Source organism: Arthrobacter tecti (genome assembly GCF_054511355.1).
The window spans coordinates 1-25900 of sequence record NZ_JBTNCT010000003.1; the positions used below are offsets into that span (position 1 = coordinate 1).

At 64.1% G+C, this 25900-nt stretch carries 22 protein-coding genes; 3 read left to right on the forward strand and 19 right to left on the reverse strand.

All coding sequences use genetic code 11. From position 1 onward, the window contains the following. Nucleotides 1-205: 205 nt before the first annotated feature. From ACX80C_RS04695 to ACX80C_RS04775, 17 genes are all read right to left on the reverse strand, one after another. The gene (locus ACX80C_RS04695) at nt 206-1798 is read right to left on the reverse strand and encodes a DUF3732 domain-containing protein (RefSeq protein WP_459325099.1); all 1593 of its coding nucleotides are present in this window, start codon (nt 1796-1798) and stop codon (nt 206-208) included. A gap of 364 nt (nt 1799-2162) precedes the next feature. After that, nucleotides 2163-2678, reverse strand: coding sequence for a three component ABC system middle component (locus ACX80C_RS04700; protein ID WP_459325100.1), 516 nt, complete (start codon nt 2676-2678; stop codon nt 2163-2165). Next, nucleotides 2675-3754 carry an ABC-three component system protein gene (locus ACX80C_RS04705; protein WP_459325101.1) on the reverse strand — a complete coding sequence of 360 codons (1080 nt, stop codon included), beginning with the start codon at nt 3752-3754 and terminating at the stop codon, nt 2675-2677. The genes ACX80C_RS04700 and ACX80C_RS04705 overlap by 4 nt, the downstream gene beginning before the upstream one ends. A gap of 262 nt (nt 3755-4016) precedes the next feature. Then, complete coding sequence (locus ACX80C_RS04710; protein WP_459325102.1) at nt 4017-5741, reverse strand: IlvD/Edd family dehydratase; 1725 nt, start codon at nt 5739-5741, stop codon at nt 4017-4019. Continuing rightward, nucleotides 5738-6892 carry an acyl-CoA dehydrogenase family protein gene (locus ACX80C_RS04715; protein WP_459325103.1) on the reverse strand — a complete coding sequence of 385 codons (1155 nt, stop codon included), beginning with the start codon at nt 6890-6892 and terminating at the stop codon, nt 5738-5740. Before ACX80C_RS04715 ends, ACX80C_RS04710 begins: the two co-directional genes overlap by 4 nt. 7 nt (nt 6893-6899) lie before the next feature. Beyond that, complete coding sequence (locus tag ACX80C_RS04720; RefSeq protein ID WP_459325104.1) at nt 6900-8081, reverse strand: CaiB/BaiF CoA transferase family protein; 1182 nt, start codon at nt 8079-8081, stop codon at nt 6900-6902. A gap of 107 nt (nt 8082-8188) precedes the next feature. Beyond that, complete coding sequence (locus tag ACX80C_RS04725; RefSeq protein WP_459325105.1) at nt 8189-9055, reverse strand: fumarylacetoacetate hydrolase family protein; 867 nt, start codon at nt 9053-9055, stop codon at nt 8189-8191. A 97-nt stretch (nt 9056-9152) separates the two neighbouring features. Further along, complete coding sequence (locus tag ACX80C_RS04730) at nt 9153-9926, reverse strand: SDR family oxidoreductase (RefSeq protein WP_459325106.1); 774 nt, start codon at nt 9924-9926, stop codon at nt 9153-9155. Then, the gene (locus ACX80C_RS04735; protein WP_459325107.1) at nt 9927-10904 is read right to left on the reverse strand and encodes a dihydrodipicolinate synthase family protein; all 978 of its coding nucleotides are present in this window, start codon (nt 10902-10904) and stop codon (nt 9927-9929) included. After that, nucleotides 10901-12115 carry an L-2-hydroxyglutarate oxidase gene (gene lhgO, locus ACX80C_RS04740; RefSeq protein ID WP_459325108.1) on the reverse strand — a complete coding sequence of 405 codons (1215 nt, stop codon included), beginning with the start codon at nt 12113-12115 and terminating at the stop codon, nt 10901-10903. The genes ACX80C_RS04735 and lhgO overlap by 4 nt, the downstream gene beginning before the upstream one ends. After that, nucleotides 12112-13326 carry an MFS transporter gene (locus ACX80C_RS04745; protein ID WP_459325109.1) on the reverse strand — a complete coding sequence of 405 codons (1215 nt, stop codon included), beginning with the start codon at nt 13324-13326 and terminating at the stop codon, nt 12112-12114. Before ACX80C_RS04745 ends, lhgO begins: the two co-directional genes overlap by 4 nt. After that, nucleotides 13323-15410, reverse strand: a complete 2088-nt coding sequence (locus tag ACX80C_RS04750; protein ID WP_459325110.1) for a TRAP transporter permease — start codon at nt 15408-15410, stop codon at nt 13323-13325. The genes ACX80C_RS04745 and ACX80C_RS04750 overlap by 4 nt, the downstream gene beginning before the upstream one ends. Beyond that, nucleotides 15407-15916, reverse strand: coding sequence for a hypothetical protein (locus ACX80C_RS04755; RefSeq protein WP_459325111.1), 510 nt, complete (start codon nt 15914-15916; stop codon nt 15407-15409). Before ACX80C_RS04755 ends, ACX80C_RS04750 begins: the two co-directional genes overlap by 4 nt. A gap of 7 nt (nt 15917-15923) precedes the next feature. Next, entirely contained in the window at nt 15924-16940 is a 1017-nt protein-coding gene (locus ACX80C_RS04760; RefSeq protein WP_459325112.1) for a TAXI family TRAP transporter solute-binding subunit, read from the reverse strand. Between the two features lie 29 nt (nt 16941-16969). Further along, nucleotides 16970-17533, reverse strand: coding sequence for a carboxymuconolactone decarboxylase family protein (locus ACX80C_RS04765; RefSeq protein ID WP_459325113.1), 564 nt, complete (start codon nt 17531-17533; stop codon nt 16970-16972). Then, complete coding sequence (locus ACX80C_RS04770; RefSeq protein ID WP_459325115.1) at nt 17526-18254, reverse strand: SDR family NAD(P)-dependent oxidoreductase; 729 nt, start codon at nt 18252-18254, stop codon at nt 17526-17528. The genes ACX80C_RS04765 and ACX80C_RS04770 overlap by 8 nt, the downstream gene beginning before the upstream one ends. Nucleotides 18255-18549: 295 nt before the next feature. Continuing rightward, complete coding sequence (locus ACX80C_RS04775) at nt 18550-19212, reverse strand: GntR family transcriptional regulator (RefSeq protein ID WP_459325116.1); 663 nt, start codon at nt 19210-19212, stop codon at nt 18550-18552. Nucleotides 19213-19669: 457 nt separating this feature from the next. On the opposite strand from ACX80C_RS04775, the gene ACX80C_RS04780 reads away from it, so the two are divergent. After that, on the forward strand, nt 19670-20212 hold the full coding sequence (locus ACX80C_RS04780) for a hypothetical protein (protein WP_459325117.1): 543 nt from the start codon (nt 19670-19672) through the stop codon (nt 20210-20212). Nucleotides 20213-20320: 108 nt separating this feature from the next. Here the strand turns inward: ACX80C_RS04780 and ACX80C_RS04785 are convergent, their stop codons facing one another. Both ACX80C_RS04785 and ACX80C_RS04790 read right to left on the reverse strand, forming a co-directional pair. Beyond that, complete coding sequence (locus tag ACX80C_RS04785; protein ID WP_459325118.1) at nt 20321-21169, reverse strand: response regulator transcription factor; 849 nt, start codon at nt 21167-21169, stop codon at nt 20321-20323. Nucleotides 21170-21245: 76 nt separating this feature from the next. After that, on the reverse strand, nt 21246-22904 hold the full coding sequence (locus ACX80C_RS04790) for an ATP-binding protein (protein WP_459325119.1): 1659 nt from the start codon (nt 22902-22904) through the stop codon (nt 21246-21248). A gap of 164 nt (nt 22905-23068) precedes the next feature. Here ACX80C_RS04790 and ACX80C_RS04795 point away from each other — a divergent pair, with 164 nt between their 5' ends. After that, on the forward strand, nt 23069-24265 hold the full coding sequence (locus ACX80C_RS04795; RefSeq protein ID WP_459325121.1) for an ROK family transcriptional regulator: 1197 nt from the start codon (nt 23069-23071) through the stop codon (nt 24263-24265). A 165-nt stretch (nt 24266-24430) separates the two neighbouring features. Continuing rightward, nucleotides 24431-25786 carry an extracellular solute-binding protein gene (locus ACX80C_RS04800; RefSeq protein ID WP_459325122.1) on the forward strand — a complete coding sequence of 452 codons (1356 nt, stop codon included), beginning with the start codon at nt 24431-24433 and terminating at the stop codon, nt 25784-25786. The last annotated feature ends 114 nt before the right edge of the window (nt 25787-25900 follow it).

Here is a 25900-nt window from a genome sequence, read left to right on the forward strand (position 1 = left end):
GCTCCAAGCCCGGCTGAGCCCCCATGAACAAACCATCCGACGACCAGGAGCAAACCCACCGGACGTGGAACCGGCCCGCACTCACGGGACCCAACGGGGCCACTCAACGCGACCCGAAACCAACGCACCCCAACAGCAGACCGCCGCGTCCCTCAAAAAGCCCGATCAAACGCCCGATGAAAAATCGAGGTTAGGACGCGGCGAGTCAGTCAAGCCAGTCTGCCGGGATCAGTGCTTCCCCCCGCCAGTTGTGCTCAACGGCGTCCTCGAACCACTTCTCAGTCAGGTGAGCATGGTCACTGACAATGATTTGGAAGTTTGGGGCTAGCTCTTCGACGAAATCGAGAAGCAATCGGAACATCCGTGCTACGGCTTCGTGATCCTCATCGGCGAGTTGACCAGACTCGCTAAGGGCCTCACGCGTGTCCGTGGGCTTGGACTCGTAAAACACCTGGGTCGGTTGGTCGAGCATGAGGAGGCGAGGCATCGGAAGATTTTGAGTAACGAAGGTTCGATGCAGGGCGAGGTGGGTGGCGAGGTGGTAACCGAGCCAGTTCGCACCGGATCCGAGTCCGGAAAGTGGCACCGACCCCTGCATCGTGTCGGTTACCACTGTTAGCCTAGAAAGATCGAGCCGCACGCCCGTCTCTGAGTTTTCCAATCGTAGTTCTTGAGCAATAGCCGTCATATCCCGCCCGAGCGAAATCAGCGCAGATGTCAGTCGCTCACGTGCAGCGTAGTCGTCAAGCTCACGTTCCAACGCATCTACGCGGCGGGCCGCAGTGTCGACGTTTTCACTGAGTGCGCGGAAGTTATCTCCTTGACGACGACTGAGACGCCCAACCGTTGCATCGATTCGCCCTCTTACGAACTGTTTACGCCCAGAATCAACGATCGGCCCTGCCTCTGCGGTCACCGCGTCGTCGGCTTCGATCGCACTCTCCACGCTGATTAGCCTCTCTCGCGTGCGTTCCACCGCGCTCGAGATTTCAGACAGAGCTTTTTGCCGTCCGGGATGAACGGCAGCCATGGTTTCCAACTCCGCTTTAAGGTCGCTCAATCTGCTTCTAAGTTGAGAGGCGGTCGGATCACGATCAGTAGTCGTCTGACTACAAACAGGGCAGATTTCCGCCGAAATAGATGCCGTAGGTAATAGATTCACGCTCCGTAGCCGCTGTAATTGCTGGGCAATCGCGGCGTCGTAGCCACCTTCAGTTGCCGAGGACTCGAGGAGAACGGCTCGTTCATCCAGTAGCCGGCCGAGTTCGGTTCTTAAAACCGATCGTTCGTCCTTGAGATTTCTACGTCGATTCTGAGACTGTAGGTCCATCGTCGGCGTGCTCTCGGCCGGTACGGTTTCAAGGACATCCTGCAACACGCGAACAGCATCCTCGGACGATGGTGCACGTTCGATATCTACTAGGCCGCTCGTGAATGCCTCAGCTAGTAGCCCCTGAATCTGCGAGTCATACTCGCTGGCTTCGGCCCGTGCCGCCTCAAGAGTTGTTTGGGCCCGTCGGAGCTGGCGCCGTGCCGCTCGTAGTTGCTGATGCTTCTCAGCGTGGTCCCCTGCAACTGCTCCAAGGAAAAAAGGAAGCGAGTCGCGAATTGACGCCAGCATTCCTTCTTCACCTTGCCGATGAAAAAGAAGAGATTTGCTTGCGATTTCACTTTGCGTTTGAAAGAGAAAGATAGCAGCTTGGCCTAGTCCGATTCTAAATGCACTGCGAGTCGAACCCTCCGGTGGACTCAGCCGTGCGTCCTCCAACCCAATCCTGGCACTGATCTGATCTCGCATGTTCAAGGAGTCTGTGTTGGGCTCCAAAGCCTCGAAGGCGGGCAGTTGAAGGTCTCGTCCCCCTAGTTGCAGCATCGCTTGCGTCGTCGACGCCTTGCCGGGCTTAAACGTAGGGCGCCCTATAAATGCTCTACTTCCATCATCGAAATGCCAGAGTGTGCCGTACCAAACCACCGAACTGAATGCTCTAGTTTGCGGGATGGGTGCGTCGTCACGCCCAAGGCAGAAGTCGACGATGTCGAGTAAGGCGCTCTTTCCCGTTCTGGAGGCGCCTGTAACAATGTTCAGCCGGCCAGGTCGGAAGTGCACGGGCCGGACGCGGCCGTCTCGGTTGTATATCGCGACGCTAATGAGTTGCACAGCATCATGGTGCCACACCGAACAGCGCAAAGAGAGTAGCCGGGGTGCCCGTATGAGCGAACCAACGGCCTAGGAACGCAGCTTTCCCGATGATGATGGCAAGTTCTCTGTCCCGCTCCTTATGTAATTTCCATTGAGGGGTCCCCCGCAACCGACCGTCGTTGACGAGCGTTAGAGCGCCGCTTCGTAGCGCATAGCGCAACCCCTCACGTGAATACGGAAGCATCCCGCTGATGCGTCCAGGGAAGGACGCTTGAAGTGTGGCGTTTTCGTAAACCCATTTGGCGGCGTACGAGTTGATTCGAGTCGGAAGAGATTCCCGCGTGTCTCGATGCAACGCCATCGGCACCGCCAAGAAAATCAATTCCCAAGGCATGGGATCGCCGGAATGTTCCTCATACATATTTGCAGCGGAGACGATGATGACTGCGATAACCGCTGGGTTGAGCATGTTCGCAGTGACCCATGACCGATCATCCCAGTTCGGTAGGTCCGTCGGGGGACCCGCCTGATCTGTCACTTGGCATTTCCGATCGTCAACGACTCAACCAACGTTTCGAAGTCGGGATGCCATCCACGGCTACGCCCGTCAGCTATCTCGTGACGGGTTCCGCGGGAATAGAACCCCTCGGTGTAACGAGGGCGCACCTGCACCGCTGTCGACTCTCGGAGCTTTCGATATAGCAGTGTTCCGGCTCGCCTTTTATCATCGTCGGACGCGTCGTCCGGTAAATCTTGAATCATGTCATCAAATGCAATCTCCCACTCGTCAATAAGTGCTTCTTTGAACGCATCGAACTCGGACATCTCCAGCAAATTGCGATCCAGCCATTGTGTCGTTTGAGTTACTGCACGATGAAAATCGTTGAGAGCGTGTCGGAGCATCACAGGCGTCGCACCTATCCATTCCATCTGAAGCACAAAGGGTCTTGTTCCATACTGCGCCATGGCATCTGTTGCAGAAATTCTCGAATCAATGGTTACGAGATTGTCGGGGTGAAAACGATCGCGAATATCGTCAATTTTGGCCTTGAGCTCATTCACCCTTACAGTGCCACGCGCCTTGCGCAATAAGTCCACAGCAACTTTCAACCACCATGCTTCGAGCGCCGCTATGAAGTCAGGAGCGTGATTCTTCGGTGCGACCAGCCACACTTCTTTCTGAAGCGCTTCATCAAGATCCTCGATCCGGGTCTGTTCGTCGAGCACATACGTGCGGTTGATAATCCCAAGGCGTTCAGCTTCCGTCATCGCAAGCCACTGCCTTCGAGCAGTCACAGTCTTCGTTTTTTCCGTCGACCGCTCGGCCGCGACGTTCAAGAGCTCCAAAGCTCTTTCTACATTTCGGTCTTCACCTCGAATGAACGACGCGGCTGACCCTTCGGGGGCGGTTGCGGTGGTCACTATCGAGAGCCGAGGGCCGTTGCTGTCCCGCAGGCGAGGATCGTCCATCCACACCTTTAGCGTTCGCCATACATCTGGGCTCATGTTTGTTAGAGAACCTTGAGCGGTCTTGTGATGCTTGAGCTGTAATAATTCGACGGGATCCTCTTCGGTGTCCTCCCAAGCGACATCGTCGAACTTTTCAAGAGTCAAGCTCATGTCAGGGTGGAGGCGGGACCCGCGAAGGAGTTCGAGTAACGCCCATCGGACCTGATACAGATACCCGATGGCGCTACTGGATGCGTCATGAGAAGTCATTGTGTCTCCCCAATGCTGTCTATGGGTGGTATGAGTATCTTGCTTCGGTATGACGCTTTGTGCAACCTCACCGATCAATGATTGGCGCTCGAAGTGGGATAGGAGCCAAGCAGAGGCGGCCGACGAGGTCGCAGAAACCAGGAGGCTATCCCGGCAATCAACCGGATAGATTGACAGATCTGCCGCGCAGGAACCGGAAGTCGCAGCCCTCGTCGGCCTGGGTTACCTCTTGGACGTACAGGCGTCGGTAGCCGCGGTCCGGAATAGATGGTGACGCTGGACCGAGTTCGGATTCGCGTCGCGCGAGCTCGTCTTCGGATACCTCAAGCTGAACCAGTCGGCGGCTCACACTGAGCGTGATCATGTCCCCGGTCCGCACCAGCCGCAGCGGCCCACCCACCGCTGATTCCGGCGTCACGTGCAAAACCACCGCACCGGCAGCGGTTCCAGACATGCGGCCGTCCGAGATGCGCACCATGTCCTTCACGCCCTGCGCAGCGAGCTTCTTCGGGATCGGCAGATATCCTGCCTCCGGCATGCCGGGGTTCCCTACTGGACCGATATTCCGCAGGACCAGGACCGAATCGGCAGTGACGTCGAGCGAAGGGTCGTCGATCCGCGCAGCAAGGTCGGCAGCGTTCTCGAATACCACAGCCGGACCCGAGTGCTCGAGTAGCGCAGGTGCCACCGCCGCCTGCTTGATGATCGCCCCACCCGGAGCAAGGTTCCCGCGCAGGACGGCGAGGCTGCCCTGGGGATAGATTAGGTCCGACAAGGGACGGATGATGTACTGCGGGAAGCCGGGTCCGGCGTCGTCGATCTCTTCACCCAGCGTCCGCCCGGTCACCGTCAGCACATCGCGGTTGATCAGCGAACCCAGCTCGCGCAGGACAGCGGGGACGCCGCCCGTACGGTGAAAGTCCTCCATGTAGTACCTGCCCGACGGCTTCAGATCCACCAACACCGGCGTCTCAGCGCTCATCCGGTCCAGCTCATCCAACGACAGCTTGATCCCAAGCCGTCCGGCCACAGCCGTCAGATGGATGATCGCGTTCGTTGATCCGCCGATCGCCAGCAGCATCCGCAACCCGTTCTGGAAAGCTTCGGGAGTCAAAATAGAGGACGGTGCAACGCCCGCGGAAGCCAGCGCAACCGCCTGCGTGCCCGTAGCCTCGGCAATCCGCACCCGGTCCGCCGTAACAGCAGGGGCAGAAGCAGACCCAGGCAGCGCAATCCCCATCGCCTCGGCAATACACGCCATCGTGCTCGCCGTCCCCATCACCGAGCACGTGCCGACGCTGCCCACCAGACGCGAGTTCACGTCGTCGATCTCTGATTGTGAAATTTCCTGCGCACGGAAGCGGCCCCAGAACGCCCGGCAGTCCGTGCACGCACCGACCCGCTCGCCGCGGTATCCGCCGGTGAGCATCGAGCCGGTGACCAGAGAGATCGCCGGCACACCGGCTGACGCCGCACCCATCAGCTGCGCCGGCACCGTCTTGTCGCATCCGCCGATGAGCACGACGGCGTCCATCGGCTGCGCGCGGATCATCTCCTCGGTGTCCATCGACATCAGGTTCCGCAGGAACATGCTGGTGGGGGAGGAGAAGCTTTCGTGCACCGAGATAGTTGGGAACTCCACCGGCAACCCACCGGCCAGCATCACGCCACGCTTCACTGCCTCAACCAGCGTCGGCATATTGCCGTGGCACGGGTTGAAGCCGCTGCCGGTGTTCACGATGCCGACGACGGTCCGGTCCAGCGCATCATCCGAATACCCCGCGCCCTTGATGAACGCCTTCCGGAGGAACAGCGAGAACTCGGCGTCACCATAGCTGGTGAGGCCGCGGCGGAGGCCGGTGGGTTCAGGGGCGTCGCTCACCGGAACGCAGGCGTACCCGTGATGTGGTTGCCAAGGATGAGGGTGTGCACCTCGTCGGTTCCCTCGTACGTGCGCACACTTTCCAGGTTGTTCGCGTGTCGCAGCGGCGAGTAGTCCAGTGTGACGCCGTTGCCACCGAGCATCGCCCGCGCCTCCCGGCAGATCTCGATCGCCTCCCGGCAGTTGTTCAGCTTGCCCACCGAGATTTGGTACGGCTCCAGCGTCCCTGCGTCCTTCAGCCGCCCGATCTGCAACGCCAGCAGCATCCCCTTGTTGATCTCCAAGGCCATGTTCACCAGTTTCAGCTGCGTCATCTGATACCCGGACAGCGGCTTGCCGAACTGCAAGCGTTCCTTCGAATAGTTCAGCGCCGCCTCATAGCTGTCCCGCGCCGCGCCCATCGCTCCCCAAATGATGCCGTACCGCGCCTCGTTCAGGCACTCGAACGGCCCGCGCAACCCGCGAGCGTTCGGCAGCATCGCCGAGTCAGGCAGCCGCACATCCTCAAGCGTGATGTCGCACTGGATCGACGCCCGCATCGACAGCTTCTGTGTAATCGGAGTCGCCGTAAACCCCGGAGTGTCAGTGGGAACCACGAAGCCGCGGACGCCGTCGTCGGTCATTGCCCAAATAATCGCAATCTGCGCAACGGAAGCCAACCCGATCCAACGCTTGGCGCCGGAAAGAACCCAGTCGGAACCGTCCTTCCGAGCAAACGTGGTCATCGACCCGGGATCAGACCCGGAGGAAGGCTCCGTCAGCCCGAAGCACCCGATCACCTCGCCTTTAGCCATGCGCGGCAGCCACTCGTTCTTCTGCTCCTCGGACCCGTGCTTGGCAATTGCACTCATCGCCAGCGACCCCTGCACACTCACAAACGTCCGCAACCCGGAATCGCCGGCCTCCAACTCGAGAGCGGCCAGCCCGTACTCAACGGAACTGCGGCCCGGGCAGCCGTACCCCTTGATGTGCATGCCGAGCAGCCCCAGCGATGCCATCTTCGGCACGATCTCCAGCGGAAACACCGCGTTGTCATACCACTCGGCGATGTTTGGCCGGATTTCGGAATCCACGAAGGACCGCACGGAGGTACGCAGTTCAATTTCTTCCGAAGACAGGAGCGAGTCGATGGACAGAAGGTCAACAGTCATGGGTCTTCTACTTTCCGCTGATGGTGGTCGTGAGCGCCGCGAACGTCGCATCGTTGTGCTCGCCAAGCAGCGGCGGCAGGCGCCGGTAGCTGGCGGGGGTCTCGGACAGGTGAATCGGGTTGGCGACCTGGTGGCTGGTGCGGGCGCCGTCGTCGTCGTTCATTTCGACGGCGGGATCAAGCCCCAGCTCCTCGGCCAGTTGGAGCGCCTCCACAATGGAGTTCACCTTCCCGGCCGGGACACCCTCCCGGGACAGGTCGGCGGCCCACTCGGCCGCGGAACGCTTCGCCAACTGTTCCTCGAGCAAGGCCTTGAGCGAATCGCGGTTCGCCACGCGCTGGGTGTTGGTCTCGAAACGGGCATCGGAGGCGAGCGCGGGCACGCCGAGCACCCGCACCAGCGCGGCGAACTGCCGGTCCGTCCCGACGGCGACGGCGAGCGGCCCGTCGGCGGTGCGAAGAGTCTCGTACGGCGCGATCGACGGGTGCGCATTCCCCATCCGCTGCGGCGACTCGCCGGTGGCCAGCGTGCTCGACGCCTGGTTCACCAGCCCCGCCAGCAACGACGACAACAGGTTCACGTCAATCCGCTGCCCCTGCCCGGTCGCGTCCCGATGACGCAGCGCCGCGAGGATCCCGAGCGCCGCGTTCTGCCCGGTCACGACGTCGACCAGTGCCACACCCACCTTGCTCGGCTCCGAATCCAGCGACCCGGTCACGCTCATCAGCCCGCCGACGGCCTGCACCAGGAGGTCGTACCCCGGAAGGTGCGCTCCCGCCGTCGAACCGAATCCGGTGATGGAGCAATAGATGAGATCGGAGCGCTGCAGCGTCTCGTAGTCCAGCCCGAACTTCTTCATCACACCGGGCCGGAAGTTCTCGATGATCACGTCAGCGTGCAGCGCGATCTCCCTCGCCCGGGCAAGGCCCTCGTCGGTCCGAAGGTCGCACACCACCGAGCGCTTGTTCCGGTTCACGCTCGAGAAGTACGTGCCGACGCCGTGCTCATCGACCGGTGGCGTCCAGGACCGCGTGTCATCACCGGCAGGGCTCTCCACCTTGATGACGTCCGCCCCGAAATCGGCGAGCATCATCGACGCATACGGCCCCGCGAGCACGCGGGAGAAGTCCGCGACACGAACGCCCTCAAGCGGGCCCGATGCCGAGCGGTCCGAAACTGACGTGCCCATTGCGCGTCATCCTCCTTACTAGTGCATCGAGTGGGCGCTTATTACCGGTTTCGGCGACGAAACCCGTTCCTGGCGCCCGCTCGATGCGGGTGGTACTAATCCGTAACTCAGGTACCCGCAATCACGGGGTTGCTCAAAACGCCGACACCGGAAACCCGCGCCTCCGCCGTATCGCCCGGACGAATGTGGATCGCGCCCGGCGTACCTGTGGAGATGATGTCGCCCGGGTAGAGCGGCATCACCTTCGAGTGGAAACTGATCAGGTACTCGGGGCTGTACCGCATGTGCGCCACGGTGTTGGTCCGCAGCACCTCGCCGTTGACCACCGTGGATACCTCCATGTCCGCGAGAATCCCGTCACCTACGGCCTCGGCCAGCGGCACAATCCGCGGCCCGAACGAGAAGAATCCCGGAAAGTTCTTCGACCGCGTCAGGAACCGCGGATTCCGCTGCAGGATGTCCTCCGCCGTCTGATCCAACACGGGCACGACGCCGGCCACATAGTCCAGCGCGTCCTCCACCTCCACATTCCGGCAGTACCGGCCGATGACGACGGCGACCTCCGCCTCCGCGGTGGTCCGCTCGCTCTGCGACGGGATGGGGATGGGCTCGCCCGGTCCGATGACCGTGTGGTCGCCCTTGATGAACGACGCCGGCTCCTCCGGCACGCCCTCGGACAGGTCCGACGCGTGCTCCACATAGTTCAACCCGATGCCCCACAGCATCCGCGGATGACGGTATGGCGCGCCATACACAACCGAAGCCGGGTCGCGGAACACAGTGTCATTCGCCTCCGACGCAGCGAGTTCGAGACGTTCGAGCAGCTCCTCGCTGAGGATCTCGCGGACGTCTCCATGGAAACCGGGGAGCAGGTCTCGGGCCAGCGCGACGCCGCGCTGCGGGTGCACAACGGCGGCGAGCTCGTCCGCCCCGTCGCCGTCGTGCACCGAACAAAGGTGCAAAGTGTGGTTCATGATCTTCTTCCTTGCTAGTGAATCGAGTTGGCAGGACACGCCGCGAATGGTGCGTGTAAAGGGGCGTGTCCTGCCAAGTCGATGCGGGGGTTCATCATCAGTAGCTCCTCACCAGACCGCCGTCGCAGCGGATCTGCTCGCCGGTCACGTAGGCCGCGGGCACGCTCGCCAGGAACGCGACGACGGCGGCGAACTCCTCCGGCTTTCCGTACCGGCCTGCGGGGATGGTCGCTTCCGAGGAGGCGCGGGCTTCCTCGGGCGTCTTGCCGGTGCGCTTGGCCGCGGCTTCGTCCAGCGACGCGACGCGGTCCGTGTCAATCCGGCCGGGCAGCACCATGTTCACGGTGATCCCATCGGCAGCAACCTCGTTCGCGAGGGTCTTCAGGTAACCCGCGAGCCCGGCCCGGCCGATGTTGGACAGCGCCAGGTTCGGCAGCGGACTCTGCACCCCGGACGACCCGACGGCAACAATCCGCCCCCAGCCCCGCTCCCGCATCCCCGGCAACACCAGCGACGTCAGCCGAATGTGCTGCAGCAGCAACTGGTGCACGGCGGCCAGCGCCTTCTCATCCGACATGTCAGCCGCACCACCGGGCGGCGGGCCTCCGCTGTTGAGCACCAGCACGTCGATCGGCCCGAACGCCTTCTCGGCGGCCTCGACCAGCCGCTCCGGCGCATCCTCAAGATTAAGGTCCAGGCCGATTCCGACGGCGGAGGGCAGCTTGGCAGCCTCGGCCTGCACCACGTCTTCGCGGCGGGCGACGAGCACCACGTTGGCGCCCTCTTCAGCCAGCGCCTGCGCGATGGCCAGCCCGATCCCGGAGCTCGACCCCGGCACCAGCACGTTCTTCCCCTTGAGTCCGGTATCCATCTAGGCAAGCTCCTTAGCGGTGTCGTCTTGAACAGCGGTGTTGTCTCGAGCAGCGATGTGATCTCGAGCGGCGGTGTGATCTCGAACAGCGTCGTTGTCTCGAACAGCGTCGAGGTGGGCGTCAATCATGTCGGCAAGTTCAGGCGGCAGCGTGGGTGCCGGCGGGCGGACCAGCGCCTCAGCGATGATCCCGCGCCGACGAAGAATTTCCTTGCGCAGCGCCAGCCCGATCCCCGGCTGCCCCTCGAAGTTCGCAAGCGGCAACCACGGCGCAAAGGCGTCGCGCGCGGCGCGGAAGCCGCCGTCGTCGTTCGCTGTGATCGCAAGCTGCAGCGCCTCGGGATGTGAGAAGCCGGTCATGGCGCCCGCGGCGCCGGCGGCAAGTTCGTCCAGCAGCCCAACGCCGCCGAGTCCACCGAACACCGGCACGTCGGTCGCGCGGGTCAACTGAGCAATCGCCGCGGCAGTGGGCGGCGCCTCCGACTTCACGGCCGCAATGAACGGACAGCGTTCGACGACGGCGAGAATTTGCGCCGTACTGATCTTCACTCCGGAGGCCACGGGGTAGTCCTGCAGCACGATGTCGGCGCCCGATGCGCGGTGGATAGCGGTGAAATGGGCAACCAGGGCATCCGGTTGAGCAGTATTCGCCTGCACCATCAACGCTGCCAGATGAGACCCCGCCGCATTGACCGCCGTATGGGCCTGCTCGATCGCCACGTTGGTGGTCCGCGAGGACAAGCCCACCACCAGCGGCGTTTCCTCTGCGGCCTCGGCGACGGTGGAGACGGTCAGGAGCTGCTCGCCCGTATCGAGTGTTGCGCCCTCACCGAACACCCCGAGCACCACCAGGCCGGTGGCGGGGATGTGCGTGTACAGCTCGACCTCGCGCTTAAGCGACTCGGTGTCGACGGCGAACGATGGCCCCGCGAACGGCGTGGCCAGCACGCCCCAGAGCCCCCTTTTCAGATGCGTCATGCGGCTTCCTCTTCGTTTAGGACCTGCGAAACAATGTGCTCGGCGATCGCGAGCGAGGACGTAGCGGCCGGCGACGGCGCATTGCGCACCGCCAGCACTGAGCCGTGCCGGGTGATCCGGAAGTCGTCCACCAGCGAACCGTCGCGGTCCAGCGCCTGGGCGCGGATCCCGCTGGGCCCGGGAACGACGTCGTCGACCGTCAGTTCCGGCACGTATTTCCGGGCCTCATTCACGAAGCGGCGTTTGCTGAGCGAGCCGATCATTTCGACGGCGCCGGTACGCCAGTGCTGCTTCGCGAAGGCACGGAAGCCGGGGTACGAAACGGCGTCGCCGAGGTCGCGCGGGGAGAGAGTGCCCCAGCCGTATGCCTCGCGGGCCAGCGCCAGCACGGCGTTTGGTCCGACCATGACCTCACCGTCGGTCCGCGGGGTGAGGTGGACACCAAGGAACGGGTAGCGGGGATCCGGCACCGGATACACCAGTCCGCGCACCAGCGAACGCCGGGAAGGGCGCAGCAGATAATACTCGCCGCGGAAGGGAACGATCTTCGGATCCTCCTTGTCACCGGCGAGCGCAGCGACGCGGTCCGCGTGCAGCCCGGCGCAGCTGATCACCGAGTCGAAAATTTCCCACGTAGGGGAGCCATTGGCAGTCCCGGTCACCAGAGTCTCGCCGCCGCGGGTGGTCAGCCCCGTGACCTCGAACCCCATGCGCACGGTCCCACCGGCAGCAACGACGTCGTCAGCGAAAGCCCGCGTCACCGCGCCGTAATCCACAATCGCCGTGTGCGGGGAGTGCAGCCCGGACGTCCCCTCGACGTGCGGCTCGAGGTCGCGCAGTTCGGACCGGTTGATGATCCGGACACCCGGGACACCGTTGGCCCGGGCGCGGTCCAGGATGTCGCCCAACCGGGATTCCTCCACGGCGTTCCGGGCGACAAGAACCTTGCCGATCTCGTTGTACTTGAGGTCGCGGGACCCGCAGTACTCCTTCAGCAGCTCGACCCCGCGCCGGCACAGCCTCGCCTTGAGCGACCCGGGCGTGTAATACAGCCCGGCGTGCACCACGCCCGAGTTCCGGCCGGTCTGATGCGCCGCCAGCGAGGACTCCTTCTCCAGCACGGTGACGTGCGCGTCCGGCTGCTGCTGCAGCAGGCGGCGCGCGACGGCGGTGCCCAGGATGCCGCCGCCAATAACTGCGTAGCGTGTCATGAAGACTCCTTAACTACTGTTGAAAAACGGACGGGGAGGCCGCGCGATTTTCGGATCAGCCGCCTCCCGATGCGGAAGGTCAGGGCAGCGAAAAGCGCGACGACGCCGGCCACCACCCAGGCGGTGGAATACGAGGTTGCGCTCACCAGCAACCCGAACAGTAACGGACCACAGGCCGCGCCGAGTGAGAGTCCGGTCTGCACAACGCCGGTGGCAGAAGCGGCTGCCATCCGGTTATCGCGCACGATCGCGAAGTGCAGCAGGCCCGGCCACGTCCAGCCCGCGCTGTACGCGAGGAAAGTGCCGGCCAGAACCAGCGGTTCGGAACCGACACTGAGCAGCAGATAGCCGACGACGCCGGCCACCAGCAGGTTCGCGATCAGCACGTAGGGGCTGCGGGTCGGCATTTTATCCATGAGGGCGCCCAGCAGGATGCGGATCCCGAGTCCCAGCACTGCGGCACCGGCGAAGAAGAGCCCGGCAGCGCTGGGGGAGATACCGGACTGCACCATCGAGTCAACCAGGAACACACCGAGCGACGTCGCTGCTGCCGCGGCGAGGCCGGCGCCGATCGTCAGCACCACCAGCCCGGCACGCGGGGTGCCGCGATCCTCGGGGTGGGCCGCCGTCGTCGTCGTACTGAACGGCGCCTGCCCGCGGAAGAAGGCCCAGACCGCCAGGCATAGTGCCAACAAAGCACCGATGAAGAACGCATACCGCCACCCGAACACCAGCGCGATGCCGGGCACCGCGAGGCCGCCCAGCAAGGACGCCGCCGGGATCGAGGACTGCTTCACGCCGAACGCCAGGCCCAGCCGGTCACTGCCGATGCCCCGGGAGATCCCGAGGTTCGCAGAGGGCTGCGCCATGGCGTTGGCAGTGCCGCCGATGAACAGGGCCGCCACCAAAACGGGAAATGACGGTGCTGCTCCGACGCCTGCCAACGCCACGGTGGCCAGGGAGGCCGAGATGACCATGCCCCGACCTGCGCCCACCCGCTGTACTACGCCACCAAGCGTCCGCGCCAGCACCCCGGAGGTCGCGAACAGCGTTGCCGCCGCGATGCCCAGCTGTGCCGGACCGAGGTGAAGGTCGTCGCGGATCTGTACCGCCAGCGCTCCGAGGAGGAACGCGGGCAGTACCCCGGTGGTGGTGACGGAGACGGCCTGCAGCAGGGTGGTGACAGGCCGTCCGGGTTGGTGGGAGGTCACGACGCTCGTACGGGGGCCGTCGTCGTCGTCGGGCTGTCATCGGACCTGTGCCGCTTCATGCGCACAATGTGAAGGACGAGTCCGATTGCGATGAGCGCGGCCCCGATTCCCAGGTACAGCGGCTCCATCACCAGCAGCGGCAGGGAACCGACGCCGATCAGCGCACGCTCCAACCAGTTGGCCGGCCCCATGATCCAGCCGCCCGTGGCGACGGCCAGCGCTGCAACGGCGACGACCGAAATCGTGAGCGCCATCAGTACGGTGCCGATTCCGCCCTGCATCAGCAGGCCAATGCCGGGCCCTGTGAGCACGAAGATGAACGGCACCAGGAACGCCGAGAGCGTGTACCGCCAGGTGAGCCACATGGTCTTGATCGGTTTACCGCCGGTGATGGCCGACGCCGCGAACGGGGAGAGCGCGGTGGGCGGGGACACTTCACTGAGGACGGAGTAGTAGAAGATGAACATCGCAGCCGCGAAGGCGGGAACGCCGACATCCTGCAGCGCCGGGCCGATGATCACCCACGAGATGATGAAGCTCGCCGTCACCGGAACCGCGAGGCCCAGCAGGATCACTGAGATCGCCGAGAACAGGGCCGTCAGGAACAGGCTGCCGCCGGCGAAGTCCACGATGATGTTCGCCAGCTTCAGGCCGAGCCCGGTCAGGGTCATGACGCCGACAATCAGGCCCGCCGCCGCCATCACGGGGATGACCGAGAGCGCACCGGTTGCGCCGGTGGCCAGCGCATCCCAGATCCGCTTCGGCGTCATCCACGACTGCCGGTCGAAGAAGCTGAGCACAAAGGCCAGGACGGTGGCGAAAACGACGGCGCGGAACGGCGTCATGCCCATCGCCATGAACACGACAATCGCCAGGAGCGAGCTGAAGTGGTACCCGAAGCGCAGCAGCAGCTTGCCGACGGGTTTCGTGTCGATCTCCACCGCGTGGGTCTTGAACTTTCGGGCGTCCATCTCGATTGCCAGGATGATGCCGAGGTAGTACAGCAGCGTGGGGATGGTGGCCCAGATCAGCACCTGCAGGTAGGAGACACCGAGCAGTGCGGCGATGATGAACGCCGCGGCGCCCAGTGTCGGGGGAGACATGATCGCGCCGATACCGGCAGCCGCGAGCACACCGCCGCCGTGTTCCTTCGGGTAGCCGGCTTTCTTGAGCAGCGGCCAGGAGATGCCACCGAGGGTCACCGTCGTCGCAACACCGGAACCGGAAACCGTACCGAGCAGGAAGCCCGCCAGTGTCACGGTGCGCCCGGGACCGGACTTCGACTGCCCGAACGCCGAGAAGGAAAGGTCGATGAAGAACTTCGTGGCGCCCGACGCCGTCAACACGGCGCCGTAGATCGTGAACAGGATGATGTACGTCGCCGCCACATCCGTTGGCACACCGAAGATGCCCTGGGTTCCCATGACGTTGTGGCCCACCAACCGGATCCAGCCGAAGGATGAGGTTCCGAACGGATCCGGGAAGTACGGGCCGAAGTAGGCGTACGCGAAGAAGAATACGACGACGATGGGCACCAGGATGCCGACGGTCCGGCGGCAGGCCTCGAGCACCACGAGGATGGCGATGGTGCCCATGATCAGGTCCAGGTAGGTGGGAATGATCGCGCGCCGGAAGAATGCGTCCCAGTCGCTGATGATGTACGCGAACGGGATGATGGCGATGACCGCGAGCGCCCAGTCGAGGGCATGCGGGTTATCGGCTTTCTTCTTTTCCTTGTCTTTATCCGTTCGTCCCCAACCGCGATACACGAGGAACGTCATCGACAGCCCGATCATCAGGAACGCGGGCAGGTAGAACTGGGTGGCCATCGGGTTGAACACCCAGTACAGGCCGAAGACGGACAGTGCGACGCCGATGACCTTGATGATGATCTGCGGCTTGCCGCTGAGGTGCCGGGCGGGCTTCTCGGCCTCGAACTCGGCGATCAACGCCTCTTCGTCGATCGAGTCCTTCGTCGGGTCGGGGGAGCCGGCGAGGGTGACGTCGTCGTCGTTCTTGTCCCTGTCCTTATCCTGGACCTTGTGTGCAGCCACGGCGCCTTTGCCGTCGTCTCGCTCGGTCATGGGGTCTCCTTGATGTCTAGCACAACGAACGGATTGTGGTCCCCGACCAGCTGCCACAGCTTGAGCGGCGGTTCTCCGGGGACGTGGAGGGTGCGCTGCCCGAGGTCCGTGGCAGCGATCGAGAGGGTGTCAAAGACCACCGGGCGATCCGGGTTCGGCGGTACAACATGGTTGCGGCGGTCATCAGGGCCGGCCGACTCCGAGGCTCCGGGAACGCCGTAGTACTCCTCGAGGACCGCCAGCTGGTCGGCGGCGATTTCAACCAGGCGGTAGGATCCGCCCGCTTGAACTTCGTAGCGTTCCTCGGCGTGGGTTTCGTAGATCGAGTTGCGGTAACTCACCGCGAAGGTGTCCCCGGTGAGGGGCACGCGGGCCAGCTCGCCGTCGTCATTCGCCACTGTCAGGAAACGCTCGGGCGACCCGGCATTTTCCGCGGCGATCCCTCCCAGTGTGCCAAGGCACACCAGGAGTACGACGATTTTGATTCGACGAGCCGGCGAGTCCACGTTTTGGTTAGCCCGCCTGGTCGAAGTAGGCCTGGGCGCCGGCGCAGGTCTCGACGAACGGAACTTCACCCGCCGTGGCCGCGTCCATTTCCTCAGCGGCAGGGTGCACCTGGATGAGCTGTTCCTTATTCTCGAACAGCGCCGTTGTGATGTCTTCCTGCAGCTGCTCGTCCATGCTGGACGAGGCTACGAGGATGTTCGGCGAGGCGATGACGGAGATGGGTTCGGTCTGGCCCTCGTAGGTGTCGGCAGGGATCTCCTGTTCCACGTAGTAGTCGCCGTACTCCTCGGCCATCGGTGCTGCGTACTCGCCGATCGGGACAATCACCATGTCGCCGTCGCTGGCGAGGTCGATCATGGCGCCGGTGGGCAGGCCGCCGGACCAGAAACCGGCGTCAATGGTGCCGTCGCGAAGTGCCGCTACAGTTTCCGCGACACCGAGCTGACGGCGGTCGATTCCTGATTCAGGGTCGATTCCTGCGGCTTCGAGCGTGCGAATCGCTGCAACTTCCGTTGCGGAGCCCGGCGCGCCGACCGAGATGACCTTGCCTTCCATATCCGCGACGGACTGGATTCCGGTGCCTTCGACGGTGATGGGCTGCAGGAAGTTGTTGTAGACGTTGCCGAGCGAGCAGATGTCCAGGGCGTTGCCTTCGAACTCGCCTACGCCTTCGACGGCGTCGGACACCACGTCACCGACCGCCAGTGCGAGCTGCGCGGCGTCGCTCTGGATCAGCAGCATGTTGTCGACGGAGGCGTTGGTCTCCTGGACCGTGGCGTCGTACCCTTCCACGTTTTCGCGGATGACGGTCGCGAAACCGCCGCCGAGCGGGTAGTAGACGCCGCCGGTGCCGCCGGTGGCAATCGACAGGCTGCCGCCGTCGCCGCTGTCAGCTCCGCCGCCTCCGCCTCCGCCGGCGTTATCGGTGACGGGACTTCCGCAGGCGCTGAGGAACAGTGCCGGTGCAAGGATTGCGGCGGCAACGATGCGCGATCCGCGAGCCTTGTGAGAGGTGCTGGTCATGGGTTTCTCCCTTGATACTCGGTTGGATTTCATTCTGGTTGGGTGGTGTCTGCGACTGCGAGCAGGCCCGCGAGGGTGCGGTAGTACCCCACGAGGACCGTGACTTCGATGATTCCCTCATAGCCGAGGTGTTCCTGGGCGTCCTCGAAGGTGGTGTCCGGTATGCCGGCTTCGGCGATCAGTTCGCGGGTCAGGTTCAGCGCCGACTTCTCCGCCTCCGACGCTTCCTGAGGTGTGGTGCCCGCCTTGAGTTGGGTGAGTTCCTCCTCGGTCACACCGACGACGACGGCGGCGCGGCTGTGCGCGTACCATTCGTACTCGGAGTTCAGGGCGGCTGCGACGGCACAAATCACGAGTTCGCGGCTGCGGTCCTGGAGCTTTCCTTTGAAGCGGAGTGCGGAACCGAGTTCCTGGACGGCGTCGCCGATCCGGGGCGCATGCACGAGGGCGTTGAACGGGCCGGCGAGAGTGGCGTCGTCGTGCATGATCCGGAACGGGCCGTTGGCACGGGGGCCGGCGGTGATCCGGTTGTAGAGACTGCGCTGGTCCGCGGTCATGTTCTCAGGGTGCAGCAGGGGCAGGCGGCTAGACAAGGGTTCGGCCTCCATCCACGTAGAAAACGTGTCCGGTAACGAAGGATGCCTGTTCGGATGCGAGGAAGAGTGCGGGGCCGGTGAGGTCCTCAACGGTGCCGAGCCGCCCGGCCGGAACCAGGGACGTATAGTGCTCGCGGACGCCCGGTAAGTCCAGGTGGGCCTTGGTGAGATCGGTTTCCGTGTAGCCGGGGGCTATCGCGTTGACGGTGACTCCGTACGGCGCCCACTCCCGTGCCATGACGCGCATCAGCTGGTTGATGCCGCCCTTGCTTGCGGCGTACGGGCCGTGGTCCGGGTGGGCGAGCAGTCCAGATACCGACGAGCAGTAGATCTGGCGGCCCCAGCCGGCGCTGACCATGTGCTTCCCGGCGGCCTTGCCGAGGCGGAAGGCACTGGTGAGATTGATATCGAGGGTGCGCTGCCAGTTTTCATCGGTGGTGTCGAGGATGTTCACGCGGTGATTGACGCCGACTGCGTGGATGAGGACGTCGATGCCCTTGAGCTGTCCGACGGCTTGTTCGACTGCGTCTTCGCAACCTTCGGCGGTCGAGAAGTCCGCGTGCAGGGTGTTCTCGTGGTTTTGCAGTCGCGTCTCATCGATATCTGCGAGGACCACGCGGGCACCCGCCCGGGCAAACGCCGTCGCGCACGCTTGCCCAATGCCGCCGGCGCCGGCGATCAGTACGCGCCGGTTAGCGAGGCCGAGCCAGTTCTCCACGAAATGAGGTCCCTTCGGGCGGTCCTGTGAGTCATTGAGCAGCTTTGGAGATTGTATACAAAAAGTGTAGCCGATGTAACCGTCGTCACACAATAGTTCGTAGAGGTAACTTCGCCTTTTTCGGTTCCGGTGCCCGCCCACTGCGCATGACCCGCCTCCCCCAGTCCCGCGCAATTTCGGTCGATATCGACAAGATCGTCCGACTATCGGGCGGGTTTGACGATTTCGACCGAAATTATGAGCGGGGTCGATGGGAGGTCACGCCGTTTGGGTCGGGGGCGACGGAAAGGGGCTGTTAGGGCGTCTCGAGGAAGGTGCGCAGGGCGTCGACGGCGTGGTCGCGGTGCTCGTCGAGGTGTTTGACGAGGCGGTCGGCGTCGCGGTCTGCGAAGGCATCGATCATGAGGTTGTGTTCGTCTTCGACACGCTGCCGGTTGGTGGGGACGCCGTAGTAGACGAACCGGTAGGTATCGGTGGCGTCCCAGAGCTGTTGGATGAGCCGTTCCAGCCGCGGCATCCCGGACGCCGAGAGTAGGACGAAGTGGAATCGCCGATTCGCTTCGGTCATCGGGAGGATGTCAGCTGCGGCGCTGGCGGCTTCGACTTCGCTGGCGGCGTCTTTCATTGTTTGCAGGACTGACCCGTCGGCGCGTTGGACCGCCGCGTAGGCGGCCTCGGTCTCCAAAAGTTGGCGGATGCGGTAGACCTCGAGCAGATCCGCTAGGGAGAGCCGGGCGACCTTGAAGCCGCGGTGCGGTTCGTAGACGATCTGTCCTTCGCCTTCAAGGATCTTGAACGCCTCGCGCAGCGGAACCCTGCTGACGCCGAGCCGGTCCGCAAGTGCGTCCTGGCGGAGAGGCTGTCCGGGCTGCACTTCGCCGGCGATGATCATGCGCCGCAACTCAGCCAGGGCGAAGGCCTGCGCGGTGGGCGGGCGCTTGGGGGAGGTGCCGGTCATCGCTGGGCTCCTCCTCTCCATTGCGGCCGATTCCTGACGACACTAGTTCAACACATCTCACGCTCACGGTGACCAGCCGGAGGGGTGAAGTGTTTCTGGAAAGTGCCTGCACTGCACTCATCGCAGGCAAAACCTGCAGAGTGCAGGCTGCAGGCTGCAGGCACTTTCCAGAAAGGGACATAGTGTCCGGACGGACAGTTCGTAGTCCTGATGCACCACATTCTTGAGGAAAGCTTCGGTGAAAATCGGGCAGTCTCTTGAACTAGGCGGTCCAGACTAGGTCTATCCGAAGCAGACGTGCCGGCCCGGAACTCCACCTCCGGGCCGGCGATCCCCAAAACTCCTCCGGACCGGACCGTTCGCCGGTCCGGAGGTTGGGGGAACCGCAGCAGCAGGACAGCAGTACATAAACCGCAGCAGTACAGAAACACACAGGACCAGGGGGAAGGGGCACATCATGCCGATAGTTCGAGTGAGCGCAGCCTTCCCGCTCTGCGGCGACATCCTGTGCGAGGACGACTGGTGCGGGAACGGTTCGCACACGACTTCCACCCGTATCAACCCGTCCGTTTTCACTGATCGGAGGCGCCAGATGGCCTGGTTCAAGACCAGGAAGGCTCGCATCGTGGACAGCGCGGAGCTGAACGTACCGGAAAGCCTGTCCGTTCACCGGCGCGAAGTCATCGAGCAGCTGGCCACCGAACTCCCCTGTCCCGAAGACGCCCTCCGCTACCGCGACAATTTCGCGCGCCTCCTGCCGGAACGCATCCAGAACCTCACCGTCAACCTCCGGTCGAAAGACGAAGCAGCCGCGATTGCCACCCTGATGAGCCTGAACATCGGTGCCTCCATGGTCGGTGCGCCACGCCTCGAGTACGTGACCAAGCAGTGCCTGACCGACATCCGCAACGGTGACCGCAGCTGCTACCTGCCCGCGCTGGTCCGCGAAGCCGAACGTTTCCTCTCCCACCTCGCCACCGAGCAGCGCGCGTCAGGCTGATCAGCGCGCTTCCGGTTGAGCGACGGCGCGGGTTGGGCAGCCAGTCCGGTCCCGGCGGGCGCGGCCAGTCCGGCTGAGGAGCGCGCAGCCACGCAGCGCCCGGCCCAACTAGCTAACCGGCACCAACCGATACCCAACGCCGCGCACCGTCCGGATGAACCGCGGCTCCCGCGTATCCTCGCCGAGCTTCTTGCGCAGGTTCCGGATGTGCACCTCAACGAGGTGATGATCGTCCGTCCACCCCTCGCCCCACACCCGCGCGAGCAGGCTTTCCCGTGTCCACACCCGGCGCGGCCCGGTAATGAGGGTGGCGAGCAGATCGAACTCTATCTTCGTCAGCGCCAGCTCCTCCCCATCCAGCCACGCCACCCTGCCCTCGACATCAACGGAGAGGGCACCATGCACGACGACGGCGCCGTCCCCGTCAGCATGGCCGGCTGCGGACACGCCCGATGCAGGGAACGTAGGTACAGGAGAGCCGGCTGAAGATCCAGGCCCAGCGGCTGCGGCAGCATCGGCAGAAGCGCCTCCCGCAGCACCCGCAATAGCGGCCGGACCCGTAGAAGGTTCCGCGAGGTTCCTTGGCCGACGAAACATTGCGGCGACGCGGGCCCGGACTTCGCGCGGGCTGAAGGGCTTGACGATGAAATCATCCGCCCCGATCTCAAGGCCGAGCACCCGTTCGATCTCCTCAACGCGCGCAGTGACCATCACGATGTAGGCGTCAGTCATGGGCCGAAGCTGCCGACAGACCTCCATTCCGTCGAGGTCCGGCAGGTTCAGGTCAAGGGTGATGAGGTCCGGCTGGTGTTCCCGGACCAGGGCAAGGGCCTCTTTCCCGCTCGCCGTCTCAATGATGTTGAAGCCGACCATCGAGAGGGTCAGTGCAAGGAGCTCACGGATATCGGAATCGTCCTCCACAACAACGGCTGTGCGCTCAAAGGAATCAGAGACCATAGCTATCACCTTGCCAGACTGGACGTCAGTGTCGAGAGGCCGGACGGTAATTGGTGTCGAACGTGACCGGAAGGCGTCAGGCCCGTGGGAGCTCGATCGTCACGGTTGTCCCCTTGCCCAGTTCGGACCGTACGTCCAGGGTTCCACCGTGCCTCTCAACGGCCTGCGCGGAGATCGACAGCCCAAGGCCGGTCCCGGGTATTTCGGCGGCCACCGAGTTCGATGCCCGGTAGAAACGGGTCAGCAACTGCGGAAGTTCGTCTGCCGGGATACCCATGCCGGTGTCTTCGAATTCGACGCGGACGGCGCCGTCGTCGTCGTTGTCCGGCTTGAACCGAACGGTGACCAAACCGCCTTCGGGAGTGAACTTCACGGCGTTGGAGAGCACGTTCACGAAGGCGCGCTCCAGCAGTTCCCGCACGCCGCTGACCAGTTGTTTCGAATCCGTCGGCGCCAGTGAGACGCTCACGCCCTTGGCGGAGGCAAGCGGCACAAGGTCGGTGACGATCGATTCGACCAAATCGACCAGGTCCACGGGGGCGGGAGCCAGCTCAGTCCCGGCATCGAGGACGGAAAGCGCGAGCACGTTCTCCACCAGGCTGCCCAGGCGCTGCCCGTTGCGCTCGATGATTTTGAGCATCTTCAGCGCGGACGGGGGAAGGTCGCCGCCGTCGCCGTCCTGAAGCAGCTCCACGTAGCCGAGGATCGAGGACAGGGGAGTGCGCAGCTCGTGATGCACGGTGGCAACGAACGCGTCTTTCGCGGAATCGAGCTCGTGCAACCGGTCCAGTACCTGCTGTTGCCCGAGGATGAGCTGACCCTGAATCACGCCGTGGGCCAGGTTCCCGAGCAGGTGCGTCAGGAGCGAGATCTCGGCGCTGGACCACTTGCGCCGCCCGCGGTCAGCCACGATCCACAGCACACCGAACGCGCTTGCCCCCTCCCCGATCGGCAACAGCAACCCACTCTGCGTGAAACCCGCCAGCCGGGCCCGCAGCAGGTGCAGGCGGGCGGGAACGTCTTCGGACTCGCCGTCGATCACGGCCACCGAGCCCGAGGTCCGCCACAATTCCGTGCCGAGTTCACGCAGCTCGCCGGTCAGCTCACCCACGCCCCCGGGCGTGACCGCACCCTCGCCGCTGCGCCACGCGCCCGAGCCGCAGGAGATGCGCCGGTCGTCGAAAATGTGCAGCATGACCTCGTCCGCGCTCAGCGCTTCACCGATCCCGGCGAGGCTCAGGTCAATCATCTCCGAGGGGGAATTGGTGTGCCGGATGGCGTCGGAGATGCGGCGGATCCGTTCACGCAGGGACGCCGATTCGTTGCGCCGTTCCTCCCGCAGCCCGCTGCGGTGAACCGCAGTCACCACGCGGTGAACCAATTCATCCGCATCGAGGGGCAGCAACACGTAGTCGCTCGAGCGCATCGCCAGCTCAGGATGCGACGTCACCTGCCCGGCGGCGGCAGCGGTCAGCACAACGGGGATGTTGCGCGGCAACAGGTGGTCGGCTTCCTTCGCGATCGTCGCCAGGTACTCGAGGGCAACAGAAGCACCGACGACGGCGACATCCGCCTTCCCCCGGTGCGCCGCCTCCATCGCCGGCCCCACATCGCTGTGCGCTATGACCAAGTACCCGGCGGCACGAAGGGCGTCGGCAACCTGTCCAAGTACGACGACGTCGGAATCCACCGCGAGCACAGTGCCCGCACCGGTGGACCCACCGATTTCGCCCACGCCCTGTTCCCTTCAGCCGGTCCGCTACACCCCGTCAACGGGGCAGTTCCAGCCGAGTCTATCGGCGCAGATCCCGATCCCGTCAGGACACAAGCTGTAGGATCGTGCATCAGTCGCAATGGAGGAAAGGCCCTGACGTGCGCCGTGGCACCAACCTCCCCAGAATGGGGGACTTCAACCAGAGCGTCATTCTTGATGCCATCCGTCGCTCCAGCGAGGGTCTGAGCAGGGTGGAACTGGTGGACCTGATCGGGCTCTCACCCCAGGCGGTCTCCAACATCACCCGCCGCCTGATCGCCGAGGAACTCATCGTGGAGGCCGGCAAAACCGGCAGCGGACCGGGCAAACCGCGCACCATCCTGCGGATAAACCCCTCCGGCCGGTACGCCATCGGTGTGCACCTGGACCCGGCAGTCATGACGGTACTGCTCATGGACCTGATGGGTACCGTGCTGCACCGCCGCATTCGTGAAACGCCCATCGGCACCGAGCCGGAGCAGATCATCGACGCCATTGCCGGGGAAGTGCGGGCGCTGCTCGAGGAATCTCCGGTGGATCCGGCGCGGATCGAGGGAATTGGAGTGGCACCTCCGGGGCCGATCGACCAGCCGGCGGGCGCCGTCGTCGATCCTCCGCTGCTGCTCGGCTGGCACCGGGTGCCGCTGCGCGATGCGCTCGCCGAGGCAACGGGCATGCCGGTGCTCGTGGAGAAGGACGTCACCGCCGCAGCCGTCGCTGAAATCTGGGCGGGCGGCCATGAGAGCACGCAGAGCTTCATCTTCGTCTATATCGGAACCGGTATCGGCAGCGGCATCGTTGTGAACGGCGAGGTGCTGCGCGGTGCGTCGGGGAACGCCGGCGAGATCGGCCATATCGTGAGCGACCCCAACGGCCCCGAGTGCGAGTGCGGGATGCGCGGCTGCATCGCCGTGACGTGCGATCCGCAGTCACTCGTGCGGGAGGCCGAGGGCCTCGGCGTGCTCAGCGCCGAACGGCACCGCAACGGCGACATCGCCGACGGGCTGACACAGCTGTGCGAGGCCGCGGAAGAGGGCGATCAGCAGGCAATCGAAATCCTGGGCCGCGCGGCCGTCCGGACCGCGCGGGCCGTGTCCGTCGTCACGAACATCCTGGACGTGGACCGGGTGGTCTTCGGCGGCCCGTTCTGGGAGCCGTTGGCGAACCGGTACCTCGAAGTGGTGCCGTCGTCGTTGCTGGATTGCCGGGCTGCACGCAGCATCCACCCGGTTGAGGTGGTGTCCACGGGAATCGGCGACGACGTCGCTGCCATCGGCGCCGCCTGCCTCATGCTGGAACGTACGCTCGGCCCCCGCGCGGAGCGGCTCCTCCTGGCCCTGTGACGCTTCCGCATCGAGTTGGCAGGACACGCCGCTAATGGGTCCTCAAAACGGCTGTGTCCTGCCAACTCGATGGGAGGATAGGAACCGTTGTGCCTTAAATCCATTCGACGTACTATTTGCGGTATCGGATAGTCTCCCGATGCCCCGGAGTTTCAAAGGAGAACCATGCGCGGCGCCTCTCGAATTGTTCCAGCGGCGGCGGTGGCCGCGCTTCTTGCCCTGAGCGGATGTTCCGCGGGCACCGAGAGTTCCGAAGACACCACGCTGCGCATCATCTACCAGAAGGCCGGCGAAGCCTCACCGCTGGACACCCTGATGCAGGCCACCAAGGAGCAGTTCGAGGCCGCGAATGATGGTGTGACCGTCGAGCTCGAACCGGTCGAAGGCACTGACGAGGACTACAACACCCGCCTCGCACTCTCGCAGCGCTCGCCGGACACCGCCCCGGACGTCTTCTACGAGGACACCTTCCGCCTCCGCTCCGATGTCGAGGCCGGCTACCTCCTGAAACTCGATGAGCACCTCGCCGGGTGGGACGAGTGGGACAGCTTCAACGAAGCCGCGAAGGAAGCAGGCAAGGCCGACGACGGCGGCACCTACGCGGTGCCCCTCGGCACCGACACCCGGGTCATCTGGTACAACAAGCAGGTGCTGCAGGACGCCGGTGTCGAGGTGCCGTGGGAGCCGGAAACCTGGGACGACATCCTCGGGATGGCACGCAGCCTGAAGGAAGCGAAGCCGGATTCAGTGCCGTTCAGCATGTACGCCGGCACGGGCACCGGGGAGGGAACCGTAATGCAGAGCTTCTACGAGCTGCTCTACGGAACCGACAGCGGCGGCCTTTACAGCGAGTCGGAGCAGAAGTGGATCGCCGGATCGCAGGGGTTCGTCGATTCCCTTGCCTTCCTGAAGACGCTCTATGACGAGGAACTCGCCGTCACTCCCGCCGAGGCGCTGGATCCCAACGTCTGGCAGACAGTGGTCGGCACCCTGCTGCCCGGCAACATGATGGGCGGGACCGTGGAAGGCTCCTACGCGCCGTCGTTCTGGCAGGAAGGCGGCCAGTTCGAATGGGCGGAGTACAGCGAGGTCATGGGCGTAGCGCCCTTCCCCACGCAGAACGGGCAGGAGCCTGGTGCCGTGAGTATGTCGGGCGGCTGGACTCTCGCGGTCGGTGCCGGAACCGGGAACCCGGACCTGGCCTTCGAGTTCCTCACCACGGCCATGAACCAGGAGAACCTCCTGCAGTACACGGTCGACAACTCGCAGATCGCCGTACGGACGGACATCGCCGAGGACCCTGCATACCTTGAGGCGAACCCCTTCGTCGAGGACGTCTCAGCTGTGGTGGACGTGACGCACTATCGGCCGGCGACGTCCGACTACGCCGAAATCTCCACTGCCGTCCAGGAAGCCACCGAGGCAGTCATCACCGGGGGAGCCTCTCCCGAGGAAGCCGCTGCGACCTACGACGAGGCACTTGTCTCGATTGTCGGCGAAGAGAACGTGCTGGAGGAGTAGCCATTTCTTCGACCGTCACCTCCCGCTCAACCGGCAACAAAGGGCCGGGGCCGCGCGGGACCAACGGACAGGAGCGGGAGCGCAACGGACGGGCCTCCCGCTCCATTTCTTCAT

Excerpts from the sequence above, each read along its gene's own strand:
- ACX80C_RS04785 (WP_459325118.1), bottom strand. The coding sequence starts at position 21,169 with ATGGTCTCTGATTCCTTTGAGCGCACAGCCGTTGTTGTGGAGGACGAT.
- ACX80C_RS04780 (WP_459325117.1), top strand. The coding sequence starts at position 19,670 with ATGCCGATAGTTCGAGTGAGCGCAGCCTTCCCGCTCTGCGGCGACATC.
- ACX80C_RS04795 (WP_459325121.1), top strand. The coding sequence starts at position 23,069 with ATGGGGGACTTCAACCAGAGCGTCATTCTTGATGCCATCCGTCGCTCC.
- ACX80C_RS04695 (WP_459325099.1), bottom strand. The coding sequence starts at position 1,798 with ATGCGAGATCAGATCAGTGCCAGGATTGGGTTGGAGGACGCACGGCTG.
- ACX80C_RS04730 (WP_459325106.1), bottom strand. The coding sequence starts at position 9,926 with ATGGATACCGGACTCAAGGGGAAGAACGTGCTGGTGCCGGGGTCGAGC.
- ACX80C_RS04725 (WP_459325105.1), bottom strand. The coding sequence starts at position 9,055 with ATGAACCACACTTTGCACCTTTGTTCGGTGCACGACGGCGACGGGGCG.
- ACX80C_RS04760 (WP_459325112.1), bottom strand. The coding sequence starts at position 16,940 with ATGACCAGCACCTCTCACAAGGCTCGCGGATCGCGCATCGTTGCCGCC.
- ACX80C_RS04800 (WP_459325122.1), top strand. The coding sequence starts at position 24,431 with ATGCGCGGCGCCTCTCGAATTGTTCCAGCGGCGGCGGTGGCCGCGCTT.
- ACX80C_RS04715 (WP_459325103.1), bottom strand. The coding sequence starts at position 6,892 with ATGACTGTTGACCTTCTGTCCATCGACTCGCTCCTGTCTTCGGAAGAA.
- ACX80C_RS04735 (WP_459325107.1), bottom strand. The coding sequence starts at position 10,904 with ATGACGCATCTGAAAAGGGGGCTCTGGGGCGTGCTGGCCACGCCGTTC.
- ACX80C_RS04720 (WP_459325104.1), bottom strand. The coding sequence starts at position 8,081 with ATGGGCACGTCAGTTTCGGACCGCTCGGCATCGGGCCCGCTTGAGGGC.
- lhgO (WP_459325108.1), bottom strand. The coding sequence starts at position 12,115 with ATGACACGCTACGCAGTTATTGGCGGCGGCATCCTGGGCACCGCCGTC.
- ACX80C_RS04750 (WP_459325110.1), bottom strand. The coding sequence starts at position 15,410 with ATGACCGAGCGAGACGACGGCAAAGGCGCCGTGGCTGCACACAAGGTC.
- ACX80C_RS04775 (WP_459325116.1), bottom strand. The coding sequence starts at position 19,212 with ATGACCGGCACCTCCCCCAAGCGCCCGCCCACCGCGCAGGCCTTCGCC.